Source organism: Microvirga sp. 2MCAF35 (assembly GCF_052115545.1).
In the GTDB taxonomy this organism is placed as follows: Bacteria; Pseudomonadota; Alphaproteobacteria; order Rhizobiales; family Beijerinckiaceae; genus Microvirga.
This window is the reverse complement of sequence record NZ_JBFRGW010000007.1, coordinates 120,908-143,255: the sequence shown is the minus strand read 5'-3', so window position 1 is coordinate 143,255 and position 22,348 is coordinate 120,908. Positions and strand designations below refer to the sequence as shown.

Here is a 22,348-nt window from a genome sequence, read left to right as displayed (position 1 = left end):
TTTCCATGTCCGTGGTTCAAGCCATACTTGACGCTCCGACTCCGCTCCTGGAGATGCGCGGCATTTCCAAGTCGTTCCCCGGAGTCAAAGCGCTCGACCGTGTGGACGTCGCGCTCTATCCCGGCACCGTGACGGCGTTGATCGGCGAGAACGGCGCGGGCAAGTCGACGCTCGTCAAGATTCTCACCGGCATCTATCAGCCCGACGGCGGTGAGATCGTCGTCGATGGCGCTTCCGTGCATTTCGCCAATGCCGAAGCGGCGATCCGGAGCGGCATCACGGCGATCCATCAGGAAACCGTGCTGTTCGATGAGCTCTCGGTCGCGGAGAACATCTTTCTCGGGCACGCGCCGAGAAACCGGCTCGGGCTCGTCAATTGGAGCGCCATGAACGCGCGCGCCGCGGCTCTTCTCACCTCCATCGATGCGCCGATCAGCTCTTACACGCGGCTGAAGGACCTTTCGATCGCGCACCGGCATCTGGTTGCCATCGCGCGCGCGCTCTCCGTCGAGGCCCGCGTGGTCATCATGGACGAGCCGACCGCCGCGCTCTCCTACAAGGAGGTGGAGGATCTCTTCCGGATCATCGAGCGGCTGAAGAAGCAGGGTAAGGCGATTCTCTTCATCAGCCACAAGTTCGAGGAGGTCTACCAGATCGCCGAGCGCTTCGTGGTGTTCCGCGACGGTCGCTCGATCGGCTCAGGCCTGCTGGCGCAGACCGGGCAGGACGAGATCGTCCGCATGATGGTTGGACGGTCGGTCGATCACGTGTTTCCGAAAGTGGATGTGGGTATCGGCAATACCATTCTGAAAGTTTCTGGATACTCGCATCCGACGGAGTTCGACGGCATCTCCTTCGAGCTGCGGCGCGGCGAGATCCTGGGCCTCTACGGGCTGGTCGGCGCAGGGCGCTCGGAATTCTGTCAGGCCCTGTTCGGCATCACCCGTCCCAGCGCGGGAACCATAGAACTGGAAGGCCGCCGGATCGACATCCGTTCTCCGGCCGACGCCATCGCGGCGGGCATCGTCTATGTGCCGGAGGAGCGCGGCCGTCACGGCGCCGTTCTACAGATGCCGATCTTCCAGAACATCTCTATGGCGACGTTGAGCCGGACCACCCGAGCCGGGTTCCTGCGACAGGCGGAGGAATTCGCCCTGGCGCGGAAATACGCGGAGCGGCTGGACCTTCGCGCGGCGGCGCTCTCGGTGCCGGTCGGCACCCTGTCGGGCGGCAATCAGCAGAAGGTGGTGATCGGGAAGTGGCTTGCCACGAGGCCTAAGATCATCATCCTGGACGAGCCGACGAAGGGCATCGACATCGGCTCCAAGGCGGCGGTGCACGCCTTCATGAGCGAACTCGCCGGCGAAGGGCTGAGCGTGATCATGGTCTCGTCCGAACTGCCCGAGATCTTAGGTATGTCCGACCGCGTGATGGTGATGCGCGAGGGGCGGATGGCCGGGATGTGGGAGCGCGACGGTCTCGATGCCGAAATGCTCGTGCGGGCCGCGACCGGCAATGCATGACCGAGCACGACAGGGAATCTACGATGAGCCGAATCCTGAAATACCGTGAGCTCCTGCTGGTGGCGATCATCGTCGTGCTGATCGCGATCTTCTCGTCGCGCGCGCCGGGCTTCGCCTCGCCGGAGAGCCTCGCCAACATCTTCAACGATACGTCGATCCTGATGATCCTGGCGCTCGGCCAGATGGCCGTGATCCTCACCAAGTCCATCGACCTGTCGGTCACCGCGAACCTGTCCTTCACCGGCATGGCCATCGCCATGATGAACGCGGCTTATCCTCAGATCCCGCTTCCTCTTCTCATCGTGATGGCCATGAGCATTGGAGCGCTCCTCGGTGCCGTCAACGGCTTCATGGTCTGGAAGATCGGCATTCCGTCCATCGTGGCGACGCTCGGAACGCTCACGATCTATCGCGGCATGGCCTTCGTGCTCTCGGGCGGAGCCTGGGTCAACCAGACCCAGATGACGGCGTCCTTCCTCAACACGCCGCGTGTCGTCGTGCTCGGACTGCCTTTGCTCGGCTGGACGGCTATTCTGGTCATTGCGATCATCACCCTTGTCTTCACGCGCACGGTGTTCGGACGTTCCCTCTATGCCGCTGGCGGCAACCCGACGGCGGCGCTTTACGCGGGGATCGATGTCGGACGCACACGCTTTTTCGCCTTCGTGCTGTCGGGGGCCCTTGCGGGGCTCTGCGGCTATCTCTGGGTGTCCCGTTACGCGGTCGCCTATGTGGATATCGCGGCGGGTTTCGAACTCGACACGGTCGCAGCCTGCGTCATCGGCGGGATATCGACACTCGGCGGGATCGGGTCCGTCGGCGGCGCGATCCTCGGAGCCCTGTTTCTCGGCGTGATCAAGAACGCCTTGCCGGTCATCAACATCTCGCCGTTCTGGCAGATGGCGATATCCGGCTTCGTGATCATCGTGGCGGTTCTCTTCAATGCGCGGCAGGAGAAGCGGAAGGGCCGCCTTATCCTCCGCGATGCCGCGAACAGCAGACCGCCGCTGGCTGAAGTGCCGGCCGAAGGAGCCGCCGCATGAGCACGCTGACATTCGAGAGGAAGCCGCCACGACACATCCCCGACAAGCTCTCGACGCCGGCCGGGCGCATCCTCGGCAGCTGGGAGGCCCTGCTTGTCGCCGTCGCCATTGCGATCTTCATCGCGAATTCGTTCGCGTCTCCGCACTTCCTCGATCCATGGAACCTTTCGGACGCCACCTACAACTTCACGGAAAAGGCGATGATCGCCTTTGCGATGACGCTGCTGATCATCTCGGGCGAGATCGATCTTTCCGTCGCGGCCATCATCGCCCTGGCGTCGACCGCCATGGGGGCGGCCGTGCAGGCCGGCTTCCAGACTCCGTCCCTCGTCGGGATCGGGCTCGGTGTCGGGCTGCTCTGCGGTGCCTTCAACGGCTTCCTGGTGGCGCGCATCGGGCTTCCGTCCATCGTCGTGACCATCGGCACCATGAGCCTGTTTCGCGGCATCGCCCAGATCGTGCTCGGCGATCAGGCCTATGGCGGATATCCTGCGAGCTTCGCCTGGTTCGGCCAGGGCTACATGTCCGACTTCTCCTGGTGGCCGACGCTTCCCGGTTTCGAGGTCGTCACTTTTGAGATGGTCGCCTTCGTGGTGTTCGCTCTCATCTTCGGAATCCTGCTTCACTGGACGGCTTTCGGGCGACGGATCTACGCCATCGGCAACAACGCCTTCGCCGCGCAGTTCTCCGGCATTCCGGTTCAACGCACCAAGTTCATGCTTTTCCTCATGACCGGCCTGATGAGCGGCTTCGCGGCCGTCTGCCTCACCTCGCGCCTGGGCTCGACCCGTCACACCATCGCGGCGGGATGGGAGCTCGAGGTGGTCACCATGGCGGTGCTCGGCGGCGTGAGCATCCTCGGGGGCTCGGGCACCATCCCGGGCGTGGTGCTGGCCGCCATCGTCATGGGGCTCGTCACCTTCGGCCTCGGCCTCCTCAATGTCCCGGGCATCGTCATGTCGATCTTCATCGGCCTGCTGCTGATCCTCGTGATCGCGCTGCCGATCGTCATCCGCCGCATCCGCGCAAGGGCCGCCGCATGATCGGAACAGAAAAATACGCTTTCAAGATGCAGCTCAACCCCGGCATGGAGGACGAGTATCGCCGCCGGCACGACGAGATCTGGCCGGAGCTGGTGGAGCTTCTGAAAGAGGCTGGCGTCGAGGATTACTCGATCCATCTCGACCGGGAGACCGGCATTCTCTTCGGCGTTCTATGGCGGCGCGCGGATCACCGCATGGCCGATCTGCCGAACCATCCGGTGATGAAGCGCTGGTGGGCCCACATGGCCGACATCATGGCGACGAACCCCGACAACTCACCGGTCAGCACACCGCTCGCCACCGTCTTCCATATGGCATGAACGCATGAAAGTCGCAGTGCTCGATGTCGGCAAGACCAATGTGAAAGCCGTCATCGTCGACGCCGAGGCAAGGCGTGAAATCGCCGCCCGCACACGTCCAAACCGGGTGCTGACCGATGGCCCCTATCCGCATTTCGACGTCGATGGGATCTTCGAGTTCTTCCTGCTCTCCCTGAAGGAACTTCACGCGGAATTCGGGTTCGATGCCATATCGATCACAGCCCATGGTGCAAGCGGGGCGCTTCTCGGAGACGATGGCCTTGCACTTCCGGTTCTCGATTACGAGTTCCGCTACCCGGCAGAGGTCGATGCGGCTTATGACGAGATCAGGCCGGATTTCTTGGAGACCTTCTCGCCGCGTCTGCCCGGCGGGCTCAATCTCGGGGCGCAGCTGCACTATCAGAAATCAGTATTTCCGGAAGCCTTCAGCAGGGTGCAGGCCATCGTCACCTATCCCCAGTATTGGGGCTGGCGACTGACGGGTATTGCTGCCACGGAAGTCACATCGCTCGGCTGTCACACCGATCTCTGGAGGCCGAAGGAGGGACGTTTCTCCTCGCTCGTCGAGAGGCTCGACATCGCCGACAGGATCGCTCCCGTCATAAAACCTTCGAATGTCCTGGGGCATGTGACGGAGGAAATTGGTGCGAGGATCGGGCTTGCGCGGCCCGTGCCCGTCTATTGCGGCATTCACGATTCGAACGCTTCGCTTCTGCCTCATCTGGGCCAGCATGACGCGCCGTTCGCCGTCGTCTCGACGGGAACTTGGGTCGTGATCTTCGCGGTCGGCGGCGACCTCGATCACCTGGATCCCAAGCGGGACACCCTTGCCAACGTGGACGCACTCGGCCGTGCCGTTCCGTCCGCGCGGTTCATGGGTGGGCGGGAGTTCGAACTGCTGACGAAGGGGCGGGGCAAGGCGACGCCGGAGGCGATCCGCCGTGTCGTGGAACAGTGTATTCTCCTCACACCAAGCGTCGTGCCTGGATGCGGGCCATTTCCCGATCACAAACATCGTCTTGTCAATGCGCCCGATGATTTGAATGAAGATGAAACTTATGTTGTGGCTTCGCTCTACACGGCTTTGATGACGCAAGCCTGTCTCGATCTCACCCGCGCTGCAGGCCCGATCATCGTGGAGGGGCCCTTTGCACGCAATGTCCTCTATGCAGAGGCTCTGGGAAGCGCGACCGGCCGTCAGGTTCTAGCCGTTTCCAGCTCAACCGGAACGAGCGTCGGTGCCGCGCTCCTCGCGCTGATCTCGTCTGACCTAGACGTAAATCACGACGGGCAGAGAACGTCCGCCCGTCAACTGTCGGAAGAGTTTCAGCGCTATCGCGCGGAGTGGAATGCTCATTTGAAGATAAGATGATCGGAGCGCTTATGACTATCAGAGCATAAATCGCTATATCGTTAAATATTCCGACAAGTAGTAGTACGCTATTGCATGCATCAGTGATCCCCTATTGCTTTTCACCTGCCATATTGCAGCCGCACTGCGACGCTTAGCTGTGTCATAATTCAGTTGTAGCGTTTGAAGAGCAGAACAGGTTGCCGATGAAATTGGAACGAAAGAACCTATCACTCTCCGTCGACACGGACAGGCTTGAACGTGCACTCCACGTTCAAGCCCGACGCTCTCATCTTATCGGTGCTGCGCAACGAAGAAGAGACGCGGAAAGCGCAGCAGGACCTTTCCATCTCCTTGACCCGGATAAGCTTCCGAGATTGCTGCCTCGTAAAGGCGCAGAAAGTCGGAGCGCTCCTCCGGCAGCAGCGGATCGATATAGGGTTTCAGGCCGGTGCTCTTGAACCACTCGACGATGGCGGCGGCGCCATCGAGAGGATGAACATAGGTCGTCTGCCAGATGTCGACCGAGCATCCCGTCCGCCGAAGCCAGGCGTAATAATCCTCGAATGATCCGATCGCCTCCCTTGCTTGGGCAGCGGAGAACAGCTTTTGCGCCCATGGTCCCTCTTCGGCAACCTGGGCCATGAGGCGATGGGACGGCTCGTTCAGATTGTTCGGCATCTGAACAGCGAGGCATCCGCCATCCTTCAGGAAGGAGACGAGGCGTTCGAGAAGGGTAGGGTGGCCGGGCAGCCATTGCAGGACGGCATTGGCGAAGATCAGATCGAAACGCTCTTCCGTCTCCCATGTGGCGATGTCCGCCTCCTCGAAATCCAGGTTCGGCAACCGCGTTCTCGCCTTGGCCAGCATGTCGGGCGAATTGTCGAGCCCGATGATCCGTGCAGCGGGATAGCGTCGGGCGATCAGTTCCGTGCTGTTTCCTGGCCCGCATCCGAGATCGAGACAGTTCGTTGGAGCTTCCAAGGGTACCCGCCCAAGCAGGTCGAGCGAGGGCCGTGTGCGCTCATCCTCGAATTTCAGATATTGCCGTGCATCCCAGTCAGCCAATGGAAAGCCTCCTCGTCGTCGCTTCGTCGTACCGGCGCAGTTGACCATCCTGGCGGGATTCACGTAGGCCGCGAGCGGGGCGGTACGATTTGCGCGGCCGGTCTCAACCCATCGTGTGGTCCGCAACGCCTCGTCGGCTAAAACCGACGCGACAGCCATAATGTTTCGGCGTATACTTTGACAATAGGTTGCGGTTATGCGTGACCCCGGACGATACACGCAAGGCCGTGATCTCGACTGCCAAGGTTCATCCCTGGAGGAGTGATTATGGCCAATTTTCATATTGTCGCCGGCGCAAGTGATGCTCCGGCACATCCGGTTGTCAGAAAGATTACGCCTGCCGATTTGAAAGAAGCCCTGGCGAAGGGGTTCGACGATTTCTGGGCCATGCCGTCGCATCTGGTTTTTCTGGGGCTGATCTATCCGGTCGTGGGCGTCTGCCTCGCCGCTCTCACCTTCAGCAACGATGCGCTACCGCTTCTCTATCCATTGGCCTCTGGCTTCGCGCTGATCGGTCCGATCGCCGGCATCGGTCTTTATGAAATCAGCCGAAGGCGGGAACTTGGCCTGTCGACTTCCTGGCAGGATGCGTTCAACGTCCTGAAATCGCCCTCGATTCCATCGATCCTTGCTCTCGGCGTTCTGCTTCTGGTGATCTTCCTGACATGGTTGACGACGGCTCGCCTTCTCTACCAGTCGCTCTTCGGCTATGCGGTGCCCGATACCTATGCGGGGCTGATCAACCAGGTCCTTACGACCTCGGAGGGCATGCAGTTGATCGTCTGGGGCAACATCCTCGGCTTCGTCTTTGCCGTGGCGGTTCTGAGCATCAGCGTGATTTCATTCCCGCTTCTCCTCGACCGGGATGTGGGCGCGGCCGTTGCCGTCTACACCTCGGTCAAGGCAGTGGCCATGAATCCGCTCACCATGGCCCTGTGGGGCCTCATCGTCGCCGCGGCTCTCCTCATCGGCTCCATTCCGCTCTTCGTTGGTCTTGCCATCGTGATGCCGGTTCTCGGACACGCGACCTGGCATCTCTATCGTCGGGTCGTGGAGCCACCGCATCCCGACGACGCGCATCCGATCAGATAAATCGCATGTCCATGGGATTGTTGGAGGCGGCTCGGTGAACGGGCCGCCTTCCTGCTGTTCACGGACCGGGTCCGAAGAAGACCATCCGGGACAGCAGCGTGTAATCGGCTTCGAGTGACATGATCGCGACGAACACGAGAACTGCGCTGATCGGCACCAGAATGGCATAGACCAGCGACAAGCGCTCCCAGGCCATATGCATGAAGATCGCCACAATGAGGCCCGCCTTCAGCAGCATGAAAAGGACGATCAGGGCATATCGGAGAAGTCCCTGGACCTGGAAGTAATCGACGAAGTACGAGCATGCGCTCAAGACGAACAGCCATGCCCAGACGACCAGGTAAAGCTTGATCGGATGCTGTTGCCCTTGGGCATGTGCCGTTGCCTGTGCCATGGCGCGTCCCTTACCAAAGATAGAAGAAGGCAAAGATGAAGACCCAGACCAGATCGACGAAGTGCCAGTAGAGGCCCATGATCTCGACGGATTCGTAGCGCCCCTTCCGGCTCGTGAAGAAGCCCCGCCGCTCATGATCGAAGTCGCCGCGCCAGACCTTGCGGGCGATGACGAGAAGGAAGATCACGCCGAAGCTGACGTGGGTGCCGTGAAAGCCGGTGATCATGAAGAATGACGAGCCGAACTGAGCCGCTCCCCATGGATTGGACCAGGGGCGGACTCCTTCGTGAATCAGTTTGGTCCACTCGAAAGCCTGCATGCCCACGAAGGTGGCGCCGAGGAGCGCCGTCACCAGCATCAGGATCGCCGTCTTCTTCCTGTCTCGGCGGTAGCCGAAATTCACCGCCATCGCCATCGTGCCGCTGCTGCTGATCAGGACAAACGTCATGATGGCGATTAGGATCAGGGGAAGAGACCTGCCTCCGATGGTCAGGGCGAAGACCTCGCTCGTATTCGGCCATGGCACGGTCGTGGACATGCGCGCCGTCATGTAGGAGATCAGGAAGCAGCTGAAGATAAAGGTGTCGCTGAGGAGGAAGATCCACATCATGGCCTTGCCCCAGGACACATTCCTGAAGGCCTGCCGGTCCGAGGAGAAGTCGCTCGCGATGCTGCGCAGGCCCGAAGGTTCGGTGTAGGTGGTTCGCAAGTCCGTCGCAGCCTGTTCCGCCATGAGCAGAACTCCTCTCACGTCAGCAATTGCCGGCAGATGTCCACGAAATTTCCCGCCCAACCTGTCAGCACGCTCAGGAAGACGAGCCAAACAAGGAGAAGGAAGTGCCAGTACGTGGCGCAGAGATCCACGGACAGCCGCAGCCGATCCGTCGCACTTTCACGCCATGCGTTCTCGGTCGTCCTGCCCAGTGCGACCAAACCGCCGAGCAGGTGGAGGCCGTGCAGGCCGGTCAGGATGTAGAAGAAGGCATTGGCCGGGTTGGCGGCCAGGAAATAGCCCTCGTTGCTCAACTGTCGCCAAGCCAGGAGCTGGCCCGACAGGAACGCAAGAGCCGAGATGCCGCCTGCGAGAAGGCTCGCTCTCAGCTCGGGCATCTCGCCGCGTTCGGCTGCGCGTCTCGCTCCGTGCAGGGCGAGGCTGCTCAGGGCAAGAATGGTCGTGTTGAGCCAGAGAATGCGAGGCACCGGCAATGCGCGCCAGTCGGGCAATTGCATGCGCATCGCATAGGCGCTGATGAACAACGCGAACAGGGAACCGATCACGGCGAGAAGGATGAGGAGACCGACCCGGTAGGGAGGCACGGGCGTTGCTTCCGGCCACGCGCCCGCTGTTCCCTGTTCCAGCCAGGGCTTCGATGCCAGCCCTTGCCGCGAGAGCCACCAGGCGCCGATGACGGCGAGCACGCCCAGGAACAGGAGGATGCTACCCATGGGACGATCCTGGCACGATGCGGGTGATCCCAGGCTGATTCTGCGGCAGGAAATCCTGGTCGGCTCCCGGCACGCTGTAATCGTAGGCCCAGCGATAGACCACGGGCAGGTTCTTGCCCCAATTGCCGTGCGGCGGCGGCGTCTCCGGCGTCTGCCATTCGAGCGTGGTCGCCCGCCACGGATTACCGCCGGACGGCCTGCCGTGGCGCAGGCTCCAGAACAGATTGAAGACGAAGACGAGTTGCGTTGCGCCGACGATGAGGGCCACGATGGTGATGAAGGCGTTGAGCGTGTGCGCCGATGGCGGGACGAAGGACATGTCGCCGATGTCGTGGTACCGGCGCGGGATGCCCATAAGTCCTAAGTAATGCATGGGGAAGAAGATCGCATAGGCACCAAGGAACGTGACCCAGAAATGGATCCTGCCGAGCGTTTCGTTCAGCATGCGGCCGGTCACCTTCGGGTACCAGTGATAGATCGCTCCGAAGATCACGAGGATCGGAGCGACGCCCATGACCATGTGGAAATGGGCCACGACGAACATCGTATCGGACAGGGGAACATCCACCACCACGTTGCCGAGGAACAGGCCCGTGAGGCCTCCGTTCAGAAAGGTGACAATGAACGCGAGGGCGAACAGCATGGGCAGGGTCAGATGGATGTTCCCGCGCCAGAGCGTCAGGACCCAGTTGTAGACCTTGATCGCGGTCGGCACGGCGATGATCAGCGTCGTGGTGGCAAAGAAGAATCCGAAATACGGGTTCATGCCGCTCACATACATGTGGTGGGCCCAGACCACGAAGCTCAAGGCCCCGATGGCGAGCAGGGCCCAGACCATCATGCGGTAGCCGAAGATGTTGCGCCGCGCATGGGTGCTGATCAGGTCCGACACGATGCCGAAGGCAGGCAGGGCGACGATGTAGACCTCCGGGTGCCCGAAGAACCAGAACAGGTGCTGGAAGAGCAGGGGGGATCCGCCGCTGCGCTCCAGCGGCTGGCCCATCTCGACAATGGCGGGAACGAAGAAGCTCGTTCCGAAGACTCGGTCGAAGAGCATCATCACGGCGCCGACGAACAGGGCCGGGAAGGCGAGCAACGCCATGAAGCTCGCGGTGAAGATCCCCCAGACGGTGAGCGGCATGCGCATCAGCGTCATGCCGCGCGCCCGCGCCTGCAGCACCGTCACCACATAGTTCAGGCCGCCCATGGTGAAGCCGATGATGAAGATGATCAGGGAGGAGAGCATCAGGATGATGCCCCACTCCTGTCCGCCGGGCGTGCCTGAGAGAATGGCCTGCGGCGGATAGAGGGTCCAGCCGGCGCCCGTTGGGCCGCCCGGTGCGAAGAAGCTCGCGACGAGAACCAGCACCGCGAGGAAATAGACCCAGAAGCTCAGCATATTGACATAGGGAAACACCATGTCGCGGGCGCCGACCATCAGGGGAATGAGGTAGTTGCCGAAGCCGCCGAGAAACAGCGCGGTCAGGACATAGACCACCATCATCATGCCGTGCATGGTGATGAACTGGTAATAGGCATTGGCATCGATGAAGGCGAAAACGCCCGGAAAGCCGAGCTGGAGCCGCATCAGCCACGACAGCACGAGGGCGATCAGCCCGACCGAGAGGGCGACGAACGCGTATTGGATCGCGATGACTTTCGCATCCTGGCTGAAGACGTATTTCGTCACCCAGCTGTGTGGATGGTAGAGCTCGACATCCTCGACATCGGACGGCGCGACCGCTCCGGCCGGACCCAGTGGGACATCAACCATCAGGATTCTCTCCCCGGCTGTTTCCTCGTCTTTTCGTCAATCAGACACGCCGCTTTCAGGCGAGAGGCGCGCGAAGCTTCGTGCCGCCTGCTGCTGCAGCCATGCCTGATAATCGCTCTGCTCCTGGATCACGAGCGTTCCGCGCATCTGCGGATGGCCGACGCCGCAGAGCTCCGCGCAGAGAACGTCGAAGCTTCCGGTCCGTGTCGGCGTGAACCAGATGTAGGAGACTTGGCCGGGCACGAGATCCATCTTGGCGCGCAGCTCCGGCACATAGAAATCATGGATGACGTCGACGGAGCGCAGAAGCGCCTTGACAGGCTTGCCGACCGGCAGGTGCAGTTCGCCGCCCTCGACGATGACGTCGTCCTTGGATTTCGGATCGTCCTTGTTGATCCCGAGCGGATTGTCGGGGCTGATCAGCCGGGCGTCGGACGTGGCGAGCTTCCCGTCCGGTCCCGGCAGCCGGAAACTCCATTGCCATTGCTGACCCACGACCTCGATGTCGGTCGCATCCTCCGGAACGGTGATGAACTGCCGCCAGACGAAGAGGCCCGGCGTCAGCATGGCGGCGACTCCGACAGCCGTGACAAGGGTCAGCCACCATTCGAGCCTCTTGTTCTCCGGCTCGTAATGCGCCTGCCGGCCGTCCTGATGGCGAAAACGGTAGACGCAATAGGCCATGAAGAGGACGACCGCGACGAAGACCGCTCCGGTGATCCAGAAGGTGATGATGATCGTGTCGTCGATATAGCGCCAGTTCGAAGCGATCGGGGTCCACCACCATGGACTGACGAGGTGGAAGAGAACCGAGCCGAGGGCGACCAGAACCAAGATGAACGCTACAGCCATTCCTGACCCATCCTTGCCGTGAGAGGCCTCGGATTTGAAGCAGAAGGCGATAACTCTTTTACGCCATTACATCGTTTTCGGTTGATAAAAACTTGGAGACATTTCAACCAGAACGCTTTGCAGGCAATACCGGCTTGCCGCTCTACATGGGAGCAACTTGAACTGAGCCAGTATATGGAATGAAAAATTACACCCGGCGAAGCATCCGGTCAATGAGCCTTGGCTGTCGCATTCGCGGTGTTCAAAGATTAACCCTTCTTTCCTGGGACAGCGGAAAGGTTCTCATTTTTGCCACATTTCGTCTTGGCGAGAAATCGCCAGTCGAGTTGGCTCTGGTCGCACTATAATGTCGCGAACTTGCTGTCGTGGTAACGCATCGCTCGGCCATCATCCTCAAATTCCGATTCTCTCTATTGGGAGTATATTTTCCTCTGCATCGCCTGTGATCTTCAGTCAACTGCCTGTCAAAATCGTACGGCCAGGGTTTTGCCGCTGGGGAAACTGTGGTTAGGTGCCTCTCGACAAACGGAGCCGATCGGGTCCCGGCCCGCTGCCGGGCGGGATCGGCTGCAAGACCAAGAAATATGAATCTGTTTTGGCCAGGGAGATCATGCTTCACGTGCGACGGCTGCGTAACAACCGACGGATCGTGCTTCCCGTTCTGGTCGGCGTCCTGTTGAGTGGGTTGCCGCTCGCGCCTGCCGTGGCATTTGATCTGTTCGGGTGGCTTCGCGGGGATGGCGAAGCGCCGCCGCCGCCAAGTCCGCAGGCCCTGCCGTATTCCCTCGATATCGTAGTGAGCGGGGACAACAGCGATCTCAAGCAGGTCCTGAAGGACGCCTCGACCCTTCAAAGCCTGCAATCCGATCCGCCGCCCGACGCCGCAGCGCTGGCCAGCCGCGCCGAGGCCGACCTGCCTCGCCTGATCGATGCGCTCTGGGGCGCCGGGTATTACAATGCCCGCGTCACGATCAACGTGGCGGGCGTACCGATGGTCCTGCAGGCTCCCCGGAGGGATGCCGCGACCCGTGCCGCGGCAGGCTATCTCGCGCGCGCGCTCGTGCCCGTTCAGATCGTTGCGGATCCGGGTTCGCAGTTCGCCTTGGGGGACGTTGCGGTCTTGGACGCCAGGACAGGGCGCCCCTTCACGCCGGGAGAGCTTCCACCCCGTATCGTACAGGTCAAGCCCGGAGACCCGGCGCGTTCCGCCGACATCGTCGCCGCCGAGGCGCGGATCGTCGATTACTTTCGGTCCAAGTCGCACCCCTTCGCCAAGGTCCGCCGGCAGAATCCCGTGGTCATTCATCCGGCGCAAGTGATGGATGTGAGCCTGAGCGTCGATCCTGGACCTCAGGCGGGCATCGGGGCAATTTCGATCCACGGCGCGGAGAATGTCGATCCGGCCGTAGTGCGCTCCTTCATCTATACGGAGCCGGGCGATCCCTATTCGCCTGCGGAACTCGCCTCCATGCGCAAGTCGATCTCCCAGATCGAGGCGCTGTCCTCGGTGCGCATCCGCGAAGGGGAGTCCCTGGATGCTTACGGCAATCTTCCTCTCTTCGTAGAGCTGACCGAGCGCCCCCCGCGGGTCATCGGAGCCTCGGTACAATACTCGACGACGGACGGGCCGGCGGTGCGGGCCTACTGGGCTCATCGAAACCTGTTCGGCGGCGCCGAGCGGCTGCGGCTCGAGGGCAGCGTCTTCTATCTCACCGAGGATGGCGGCCAACCCGACCGGAACCAGGATTTCTCCTGGGACAATCTCGGCGGGCGGTTCCGTGCGAGCTTCTTGAAGCCTGCCCTCTGGGGGACCCGCAACGATTGGCTGGTCGACGGCCTGGTCGAGCGCGACAGGACGGAAGGCTATACGAGCCGTCTCGCGAACGCGAGCACCGGCATCCGCCACCGCTTCAGCGAGACCTTCTCTATCCAGGGCGGCATCGAGTACGAGAAGGGGCAGGCGACGGATATTCTCGGCCAGATCGACTACACCCTCGTCGGTCTGCCCGTTTCCCTGAGCTACGACTCGACCGATAATCTCCTCAATCCCACCAAGGGCATGAGGGTGATCGCCTCCGTGGCGCCCTATCCGGAGTTCCTCGGCTCGTCGGTGCCCATGACGGTCGCGCGGGGAACCGCCTCGGCCTATTTCTCCCTCGACGAGGAAGCTCGCTACATCCTCGCCGGCCGTATCGGGCTGGGCTCCATCGTCGGCGCGGACCTCGATGAAATTCCAGCCAACCGGCGTTTCTATGCAGGCGGCGGTGGTTCGGTGCGCGGCTACCGCTATCGTTCGCTGAGCCCGACCTTCCTTGGCCAACCCATCGGCGGCCGAAGCCTGCTCGAAGCTTCGCTCGAGGCGCGCATCAAGATCACCGACACTATCGGCATCGTTCCCTTCGTGGATGCGGGGACGGCGTTCGAGTCGAGCTTCCCGGATTTCGATGAGACCATTCGCGTCGGTGCGGGTCTGGGCCTTCGCTACTACACGTCGATCGGGCCCATTCGCCTGGACGTTGCGATCCCGGTCAATCCGGGGCCCGGCGATCCGTCCTACGCCATCTACGTCGGAATCGGGCAGGCCTTCTGATGATCAAGCCAATCCGCTCCCTCGCCCTCATGTCCATCGTCCTCCTGGCCGTCGCGGCCTTCTGGCTGGTGAGCGACCGCCCGAGCCAGGCCCAGAGCGACCAGGGCATCCTGGCGAACCTGATCTCGCGCCTGCTCTCGACGCCGACCACCCGCGTCACCATCGGCAGCATCGAAGGGGCGCTGACGTCGGACGCAGTCATCCGGGATATCCGCATCGCCGACCGGGATGGTGTCTGGCTCAACCTCGATCGCGCCCGGCTGGTCTGGAGCCGCACGGCGCTGCTGCGCGGGCGCCTGCAGGTCGATGAACTCACCATCGACAAACTCCAAATTTCGCGCAGGCCGCTGCCCGCCGAGGAGGATGCGCCGGTCTCCGACGAGCCGATTCTGCCCGAGCTGCCGGTCAAGGTCGTCGTGGACCGCTTCGCCCTGCAGGAACTCGCCCTCGGCCAGCCGGTGCTCGGCACGGAGGCACGGCTTTCGGCGGCGGGTTCGGCCCAGTTGGGCGATCCGTCCGAAGGGCTCGACCTGAACTTCCAGGCGCAGCGCCTCGATGCCCCCGGCAAGCTTTCGATCGATCTCACGTACGTGCCGCAGACGAAACGGCTCGCCCTCGAACTCACGCACCAGGAGCCCGCCGGCGGTATCGCGGCCCGGCTGATGGATCTGCCAGGACTTCCGCCCGTCGACCTGAAGCTCACAGGTCAGGGCCCGATGAGCGATTTCGCCGCGAGGCTCGATTTCACCGCCGGACCGACGATCGGCGCCGCAGGCACCGCGACCGTCCGGCGCGCCACGGCCGCCTATGACGTGAACCTGGATCTCGCGGCCCGCATCGAAGGATTGCTGCCCGCGCCGGCAGCGCCGGTCTTCAGCGGAACCACCCAGCTCGTCGGCAACGTGACCGTCGGGGACGACAGCAGCCTGCGCTTCCAGCCGGTGAGCATCACGTCGAACGTCGCACGTTTCGATATGACCGGGACCGTCAGCTCCGGCCAGGTGCTCGATCTCACCCTCAATGCCCGCGCCCTGCCGACCGACGGCGCGAAGACACGCGCCGGGGAGGCGGAGATCGCGCGGTTCAGTTTCGACGGCACGGTGCAGGGGCCGTTGATGGCGCCGCGCATCAACGGCTCGCTCGATGCGGCGGAGATCAGGCTGCCGGAGGGTTCACTGGACACGCTGACGGCGCGCATAGCCATGAATCCGTCGGACGGCGCAACCCCTCCCAGCCAGTTCTCCTTTGCCATCGACGCCAATGCCGCAGGGATCCGACCGGTCGACCGCGCGCTCGCCAGGGCGATCGGACCGACGCTCTCGATCACCTCACGCGGTTCCTTCGGTCTCGACGGCATTGCCAATGTAGAGACGGCGCGCATCGAGACCTCCACGGCACAGGCGAGCTTCACGGGCCGCGTGGGAGGCACCGTTCTCGACGGTACCCTCGATGCCCGCATCCTGGCGCTGGCACCCTTCTCCGGGCTTGCGGGCCGGCCGTTGCAGGGAGCCGCAACCCTGACTGCGAAATTGTCGGGCAATCCGCGTCGCTACGACATGGCGGCGGTGCTCGACGCCCGCCTGCGGGAGCTCTCGACGGGCACGCCGGCAGTCGATGGGCTCCTCGGACGCAATGTCACGGCGGCGGGCACCTTGCGGCGCATCCCCAACGGCTACGCGTTCGAGAACCTCCGCGTGGACGGGGCCCATCTGGACGCCCGTGTCGACGGACGGGCCACGCAGTTCGCAGCCGATCTCGGCCTTGACATTACCATCGACGAGTTGAGGCGCGTCGATCCGCGCATCACCGGGGGGCGGGCGAATGTCACGGCTCGCCTCGGGGGCTCGCTCGAAAAGCCGGACATCAAGGGCGTTGCGACGCTCACCGATGCGCGCGCCCTCAACAGATCCATTCCTCGGCTCGCGATCAATCTCGACGCCAAGGACGTTACGGGCGCGCTCGACGCAGCGCTCACCCTCGACGGGCAAGTGGATGGGAAACCCGCGACGGGCTCTCTCCATCTCGCCAGGCCTACAGATGGTGGGTGGCTCCTCGACCAGCTCGATATCGTTATCGGGTCGGTTGCGCTGAAGGGGAATCTTCGCCTCGGTAACGACCAATTGGCGCAGGGTGACATTTCCCTGTCCGGCAGCAATTTCGACGATCTCTCGCCCCTTGTGCTCACGAAGCTCGATGGAGCCCTCGATGCCGTCGTCTCGCTGAGCGCGCGCGACGGCGGTCAGGATGCACGGATCACGGCACAGGGCGCGCGCTTTGCCGTGGCGGACATTTCGGTGCGGGACTTCGATGCGCGGCTCACCCTCCAGGATCTCTACCGCCGTCCCATGATCGACGGCACCGTCTCTGCCGAGGCGCTGACCGCCGCGGGGCAGACCTACAGGACCGTGCGTTTCGTGGCGAACGGCACACCTGCCGCGTCGCAATTCACGGCCTCCGCCGTGGGGCAGGGGTTCAACCTCGATGCGCAGGGACGTGTCGTTCCAGGCGATGCGACGCGGATCGAGCTTGCGAGCTTCACGGCCCGTCGCGGCAACCGTCGTCTGGCTCTCGCGCAGCCCGCGGCTATCACGCTGCAGAACGGTGCCGTCACCTTGTCCAATCTCGTGATCGCGGCGGACCAGGGGCGCATCACCGTCAACGGTACCGTTGCCGACAGGCTCGATCTCACCGTCGATGTCCGCAGCCTGCCGCTTCAGGTGGCGGACATCGTGGTGCCCAATCTCGGTCTCGCCGGTACGGTCAACGGAAACGCGTCCATCGGCGGAACGGCGTCAAATCCTAGCGGAAACTACCGCGTCGCCGTCTCGGGCCTTGCCACGGCGGAAACCCGCCGAGCGGGCCTGCCCGCGCTCAACATCGACGCGCAGGGACGACTGGCCGATCAACGGGCCGGTATCGACGCGAGGATCGCCATTGGACGTGGCGGAACCTTGCAGGTAACGGGAAGCGTGCCTCTCAGCCCGGCCGAGGACCTTGCGCTCCGGGTGTCGGGCCGCACCGATCTCACCATCGCCAATTCGTTCCTGTCCACATCCGGTCAGCGCCTGACGGGAGCTGCCAATCTCGACCTGTCGATTGCCGGCAGACTCGCGGATCCGCGCATCGAAGGCAGCGTCACGCTCGCCAATGGCAGCTTCACCGACTCGCTGCAGGGTGTTCGGCTCACCGGCATCGCCGGCCGGTTCGTCGCGCGCGGGAAGACGCTCACCATCGAGAATCTGACCGCACAGACTCCGAGCGGCGGCTCCCTTGCGGCTCGCGGCGAGGTGACGATTGATCCGGTCGCAGGACTGCCGGGCGAGATCCGCATCACGGGCAATCGCGCGCAGCTCGTTTCCAACGAGACCGTCGATGCGACCGCCGATCTGGATCTGACCCTTTCAGGCCCGCTCATGAGCAGGCCGCGCGCGGCGGGGCGCATCAACATCATCTCGATGAATGTCTCGGTGCCGGACCGGCTGCCGACTACCTTGAGGCCGCTCCCCGGCACAAAGCATGTGCGGCCCACACCGACCGCGGCCGCGCGGCTTGCGCTCGCGCAGCGGCGGCAATCCGCTTCTGCGCGGGGCACCCCGTTCCGGGCGGAACTCGATCTGACGCTGACGGCGCAGAACCGGATCTTCGTGCGCGGGCGCGGCATCAATGCCGAACTTGGCGGCGATCTGCGGCTTCAGGGGACGACACAGGATCCCGTCGCCATCGGGGCTTTCGAGCTCCGGCGCGGGCGCTTCGACATCCTTGGCAAAAGGCTCGATTTCGTGCGCGGGCGGCTCGATTTTACCGGCGACCTCACGCCATCGCTCGACTTCCTGGCGGAGACGCAGGCCGGAGACGTGACCGCGCGCATCGGCGTGACGGGCCCGGCTTCGAGCCCGGAATTCACGTTCAGCTCCAGCCCGGATCTGCCTCAGGACGAGGTTCTCTCCCGCATCCTGTTCCAGCGGCCGTCGGGTGGTCTGTCGGCCGGGCAGGCGCTGCAGCTCGCGCAGGCCGTGGCGCAGCTCTCGGGCGGCTCCGGCACCGACGCATTCGAGGCGCTGCGTCGCTCGCTCGGCGTCGACAGCCTCGACATCACGGTCGGCGCCGGCGGCGGGCCGGGCGTGGGCGTCTCACGCTATATCAGCGACAATGTCCGTGTCGGCGTGAAAGCCGGCGCCCTGCCTGAGGAGAGCGGCGTAACGGTCGATGTCGACCTGACGCGGCGCCTGAAGGCGCAGGGCGAGATCAATGCCGAGGGCGGCAGCTCCGTGGGCTTGGGCTTCGAGATGGAATATTGAGGCAGTCCTCTTCCGCGTTACCGCCGGTCGAAGCGGCTGGCGATGAGATCGCCCGTGGATTGGACCACGGTGACGATCACGATCAGGACCGCGATGACGCTGACCATGACCGTGGTGTCGAAGCGCTGATAGCCGTAGCGCATGGCAAGGTCACCCAATCCGCCCGCACCGACCGCGCCGGCCATGGCCGAGGAACCGATCATCGACACCAGCGTGATGGTGAAGCCGCGAATGATGCCGGGCAGGGCTTCCGGCAGGAGTACGTGGACGATGATCTGCCAGCGGCTCGCTCCCATGGCCTGCGCGGCCTCCACGAGTCCGTGATCGACCTCCCGCAGGCTCACCTCCGCGATGCGGGCGAAGAACGGCGTCGCGGCGATGCTCAGGGGCACGACCGCGGCCCAGAGCCCGATCGACGTGCCGACGATCAGGCGCGTGAAGGGAATGAGGGCGACCAGGAGGATGATGAACGGCGTCGAGCGGAAGCCGTTGATGACGCTGCCCAGCACCCGGTTGAGGCGCGGCATCTCGTAGATGCCGCCGGCGGTGGTGGTGACGAGGACGACGGCCAGGGGGATCCCGGCCGCGAAGGCGAAGAGGCCCGCCGCGCCGACCATGGTCAGGCTCTCGAGGAACGCGTCCCAGAACATAGGGATGAAGTTGGTGGGCATGGCTGGTCTCCCGTTCCGGTTATGCGGTCCGCGATGATGCCTCGGCGGCGTTCTTCGCCTGGGCTTCGCTCTGGATGACGGCCTGGAGGACGCCCATGGGCGGCGTGCCGTTCAGCCAGTAATCGCCGATGGCGCGTTCGCGCTGAATGGCGGGATTGTGGGAGGCGAGAACCCGGGCATTGCGCCAGTAGCGGTCGAGACGGCGCGTCTCGCTCGTGGCCGAGGCGCCGCCGATCTCGAAGAGCAATGTAGTCGCTTCGAGCACCTGCTCGATTACGATCTGCTGCGCCTGGTAGGCCTTGATGTTGGCCGCCGTATAAAGCTCCGTCGCGTCCTGGCCGTTGGTAGCGGCCTGGTAGGAGGATTCAATCGCATCGGCAACGCCGTCTACCAGCGTGTCCGCTGTGAACGACAGGCTCGCGAGGCGTCCGATCACGCTCTGGACGAGCGGGTCGTGGCGCGGGTTCGACTTGCCCGGGACCGCGAAGGTCCGGGTCTTGGCGCGGGTGAATGCGATGGCGTCCTTCAGGACCGCCCGGGCGATGCCCGCAAGCGCCGCCAGATGAAACAGCTGGTAATAGGCGATGATGTAAGAGGCCTTCGGCGGCTGTTCGACGGAGACCCGGCGCAGGATCTGATCCTCGCGGATTGCGACCTTGTCGAACCGCGTCGTGCCGCTGCCGGTCAGACGCTGGCCGAAGCCGTCCCAATCGTCCTCGATCGTGACGCCCGGCGCCGTCGTCGGGAGAACGAGGGAGACATAGTCCGTTCCCTCCAGGGCGACCGCGACGATCCACGACGCGTAGATCGTCCCCGTGCTGTAGAACTTGTAGCCGTCGAGGAGCCAGTGATCGCCGTTCTTCGTGAGGGTCACGGTCGTCTCGGTGCCCTCCGTCTTCTCGGCCATGGCGGCGCCAAAAAGGGCACCATCGACGATAAGCGAGAGCCAGCGCTGACGGTCGGCTTCGTTCTTGCCGTTCAGGCGCTCCTCGACGAAGGCGAAATGGGCGCGGAAGATCTGGGGCAGGTTGGAATCGGCCTCGCCCAGTTCGATGAGAAGCCGGAACGTCTGGGGCAGGCTGGCGCCGAGGCCGCCATAGGCCTGCGGAATGCGTAAAGCTCCAAAGCCCGCGTCGCGTAGCCAGGAAACGGCCTCGACGGCCAATGTCCGCGACTGCTCGCGCGCGACGGCACCCTCGGCGATCTTCGCGAAGATCGGCCGGAAGCGCTGCGCCAGTTCCTCGTAGGAGATCGGCGGATCGAAGCGGTGCAGGGCGCTGCCCGCGCCGATGTGTGGGTCTGGTGTGAAAAGGCTCGTGGCGGCTGACATCGTTCGTTCCGTCGCAATGGAAAAGGATCAGGCGATTTTTCGCGCAGGCGCAGGCTGCGCCGCGTCCGCGCGGTAGCGAGCTCCCCAATGTTCTGACGGGAGACGGTTGCGGCCTTCGCCGAACAGCTTTTCGCGCAGGGTCCCGTCCGCATAATCGGCCTTGAACAGGCCCCGCTCCTGGAGCGCAGGAACGACGAGATCGACGAAGTCGGCGAGGCTTTCCGGCGCGACCGTGCGCGGCAGGTTGATGCCGTCGATATCGGCAGTCTCGACCCATGAGGCGATATGGTCGGCGATCTGCTCGGGCGTGCCGACGAACGGCTTCTGCCGGCTGCCGAGGATCATCTGGTCGATCAGCTTGCGAACGGTCCAGACTGTGCCGGCGCTGCGCTTGGTGATGGCTTCCAGGGTCGAGTTGTTGGCGTTATTTTTCTCGTACTGGATCGGCTCGTCGAGATCGTATTTCGCGAAGTCCACGCCCGACGAACTCGAGAAATGGGCCAGCGCGCCTTCCACGCTCGCGTGGCGGCGATACTCTTCCAGCTTGTCCTGCGCTTCCTTCTCCGTGCGGCCGACCACGAGGCTCATGCCGACGAAGACCTTCACGTCATGGGGATTGCGCCCATGGCTTGCCGCGCGGGCTCTGATGTCCGCGATGATGTCTTTTGCGACACCTGGGTTGGGGCCGCCCGTGAACACGCATTCGGCGTGCCTCGCGGCGAACTCGCGCCCGCGCGTCGAAGATCCGGCCTGATAGAGAACGGGCGTGCGCTGAGGCGACGGTTCGCTCAGGTGAATGGCATCGATCTGGTAATAGGGCCCGTCGTGCTTGATGGCCCTGACCTTGTCCGGGCGCGCATAGATGCCGTTGGCACGGTCGCGGATGACCGCATCGTCGTCCCAGCTGCCTTCCCAGAGCTTGTAGAGCACGTCGAGGTAGTCGTCGGCGATGTCGTAGCGATGATCGTGATCGAGCTGCTCGGACAGTCCCATGCCGCGCGCCGCGCTGTCGAGATAGCCCGTCACGATGTTCCAGCCGATGCGGCCGTTCGTGAGATGATCGAGCGTCGACATGCGCCGCGCGTGCAGATAGGGCTGCTCATAGGTGGTGTTGACGGTCACGCCGAAACCGAGATGCTTCGTGGCATGGGCCATGGCCGGCACGACGAGCATCGGATCGTTGACGGGCACCTGCACGCCGGCCGCGATGGCGGTCTCGGGGCCGCCCTTGTAGACATCGTAGACGCCCACGATGTCGGCGAGAAAGATGCCGTCGAGCTTGCCCCGCTCGGCGATCTTCGCGAGGTTCACCCAGTAATCCAGGCTCGTATAGGACGGAGATTGATCGCGCGGGTGGGTCCACATTCCATGATTGATGTGGCCCACGCAGTTCATGTCGAAGGCGTAGATATTGATCTTCTTGGTCATGGCCTCACCCGGCTCGATCGTCAGTTGATGGTTAGAGCAGCGAACGCAAAAGTGGGAACCGGTTTTGCGTGCAAAGATGCGGGAAGACAAAAACTTGGAGCATCGGACGTGAGTTCGAAATCACG

The 22,348-nt window shown here is 63.3% G+C and carries 17 protein-coding genes; 8 read left to right on the top strand and 9 right to left on the bottom strand.

The annotated features are described in order from the left end of the window. Nucleotides 1–5 precede the first annotated feature (5 nt). The 5 genes from AB4097_RS05640 to AB4097_RS05620 are packed head-to-tail and all read left to right on the top strand — an operon-like array spanning nt 6 to nt 5,301. Entirely contained in the window at nt 6–1,523 is a 1,518-nt protein-coding gene (locus AB4097_RS05640) for a sugar ABC transporter ATP-binding protein (protein ID WP_442037629.1), read from the top strand. A 23-nt stretch (nt 1,524–1,546) separates the two neighbouring features. Next, nucleotides 1,547–2,566, top strand: a complete 1,020-nt coding sequence (locus AB4097_RS05635; protein WP_442037628.1) for an ABC transporter permease — start codon at nt 1,547–1,549, stop codon at nt 2,564–2,566. Continuing rightward, nucleotides 2,563–3,609, top strand: a complete 1,047-nt coding sequence (locus AB4097_RS05630) for an ABC transporter permease (protein WP_442037627.1) — start codon at nt 2,563–2,565, stop codon at nt 3,607–3,609. Before AB4097_RS05635 ends, AB4097_RS05630 begins: the two co-directional genes overlap by 4 nt. Continuing rightward, nucleotides 3,609–3,929: an L-rhamnose mutarotase gene (gene rhaM, locus AB4097_RS05625; RefSeq protein WP_442037698.1), complete on the top strand. Its 321-nt coding sequence runs from the start codon at nt 3,609–3,611 to the stop codon at nt 3,927–3,929. Before AB4097_RS05630 ends, rhaM begins: the two co-directional genes overlap by 1 nt. Nucleotides 3,930–3,933: 4 nt before the next feature. Then, entirely contained in the window at nt 3,934–5,301 is a 1,368-nt protein-coding gene (locus AB4097_RS05620) for an FGGY-family carbohydrate kinase (RefSeq protein ID WP_442037626.1), read from the top strand. A gap of 273 nt (nt 5,302–5,574) precedes the next feature. On the opposite strand, the gene tam is transcribed toward AB4097_RS05620, so the two are convergent. Continuing rightward, nucleotides 5,575–6,348 (bottom strand): trans-aconitate 2-methyltransferase, encoded by a 774-nt coding sequence (gene tam / locus AB4097_RS05615; RefSeq protein WP_442037625.1) that lies wholly within the window; start codon nt 6,346–6,348, stop codon nt 5,575–5,577. A gap of 267 nt (nt 6,349–6,615) precedes the next feature. Between tam and AB4097_RS05610 the strand changes: the two genes are divergently transcribed. Continuing rightward, complete coding sequence (locus AB4097_RS05610) at nt 6,616–7,440, top strand: DUF2189 domain-containing protein (RefSeq protein ID WP_442037624.1); 825 nt, start codon at nt 6,616–6,618, stop codon at nt 7,438–7,440. 58 nt (nt 7,441–7,498) lie between these two features. Here AB4097_RS05610 and AB4097_RS05605 read toward each other — a convergent pair whose 3' ends face one another. The 5 genes from AB4097_RS05605 to AB4097_RS05585 are packed head-to-tail and all read right to left on the bottom strand — an operon-like array spanning nt 7,499 to nt 11,906. Next, entirely contained in the window at nt 7,499–7,834 is a 336-nt protein-coding gene (locus tag AB4097_RS05605; RefSeq protein ID WP_442037623.1) for a cytochrome C oxidase subunit IV family protein, read from the bottom strand. A 10-nt stretch (nt 7,835–7,844) separates the two neighbouring features. Beyond that, nucleotides 7,845–8,567 carry a heme-copper oxidase subunit III family protein gene (locus AB4097_RS05600; RefSeq protein ID WP_442037622.1) on the bottom strand — a complete coding sequence of 241 codons (723 nt, stop codon included), beginning with the start codon at nt 8,565–8,567 and terminating at the stop codon, nt 7,845–7,847. Nucleotides 8,568–8,581: 14 nt separating this feature from the next. Next, entirely contained in the window at nt 8,582–9,280 is a 699-nt protein-coding gene (locus tag AB4097_RS05595; RefSeq protein ID WP_442037621.1) for a cytochrome c oxidase subunit 3, read from the bottom strand. After that, nucleotides 9,273–11,054 (bottom strand): cytochrome c oxidase subunit I, encoded by a 1,782-nt coding sequence (ctaD, locus tag AB4097_RS05590; RefSeq protein ID WP_442037620.1) that lies wholly within the window; start codon nt 11,052–11,054, stop codon nt 9,273–9,275. The genes AB4097_RS05595 and ctaD overlap by 8 nt, the downstream gene beginning before the upstream one ends. A 36-nt stretch (nt 11,055–11,090) precedes the next feature. After that, the gene (locus tag AB4097_RS05585) at nt 11,091–11,906 is read right to left on the bottom strand and encodes a cytochrome c oxidase subunit II (RefSeq protein ID WP_442037619.1); all 816 of its coding nucleotides are present in this window, start codon (nt 11,904–11,906) and stop codon (nt 11,091–11,093) included. A 610-nt stretch (nt 11,907–12,516) separates the two neighbouring features. On the opposite strand from AB4097_RS05585, the gene AB4097_RS05580 reads away from it, so the two are divergent. Continuing rightward, entirely contained in the window at nt 12,517–14,496 is a 1,980-nt protein-coding gene (locus tag AB4097_RS05580) for an autotransporter assembly complex protein TamA (RefSeq protein ID WP_442037618.1), read from the top strand. Further along, the gene (locus tag AB4097_RS05575; RefSeq protein WP_442037617.1) at nt 14,496–18,794 is read left to right on the top strand and encodes a translocation/assembly module TamB domain-containing protein; all 4,299 of its coding nucleotides are present in this window, start codon (nt 14,496–14,498) and stop codon (nt 18,792–18,794) included. The genes AB4097_RS05580 and AB4097_RS05575 overlap by 1 nt, the downstream gene beginning before the upstream one ends. A gap of 17 nt (nt 18,795–18,811) precedes the next feature. Here the strand turns inward: AB4097_RS05575 and AB4097_RS05570 are convergent, their stop codons facing one another. The 3 genes from AB4097_RS05570 to AB4097_RS05560 are packed head-to-tail and all read right to left on the bottom strand — an operon-like array spanning nt 18,812 to nt 22,223. Continuing rightward, nucleotides 18,812–19,465, bottom strand: coding sequence for a methionine ABC transporter permease (locus tag AB4097_RS05570; RefSeq protein ID WP_442037616.1), 654 nt, complete (start codon nt 19,463–19,465; stop codon nt 18,812–18,814). 19 nt (nt 19,466–19,484) lie between these two features. After that, nucleotides 19,485–20,795: an acyl-CoA dehydrogenase family protein gene (locus AB4097_RS05565; protein WP_442037615.1), complete on the bottom strand. Its 1,311-nt coding sequence runs from the start codon at nt 20,793–20,795 to the stop codon at nt 19,485–19,487. A 27-nt stretch (nt 20,796–20,822) separates the two neighbouring features. Next, nucleotides 20,823–22,223: an LLM class flavin-dependent oxidoreductase gene (locus tag AB4097_RS05560; protein WP_442037614.1), complete on the bottom strand. Its 1,401-nt coding sequence runs from the start codon at nt 22,221–22,223 to the stop codon at nt 20,823–20,825. Nucleotides 22,224–22,348 lie beyond the last annotated feature (125 nt).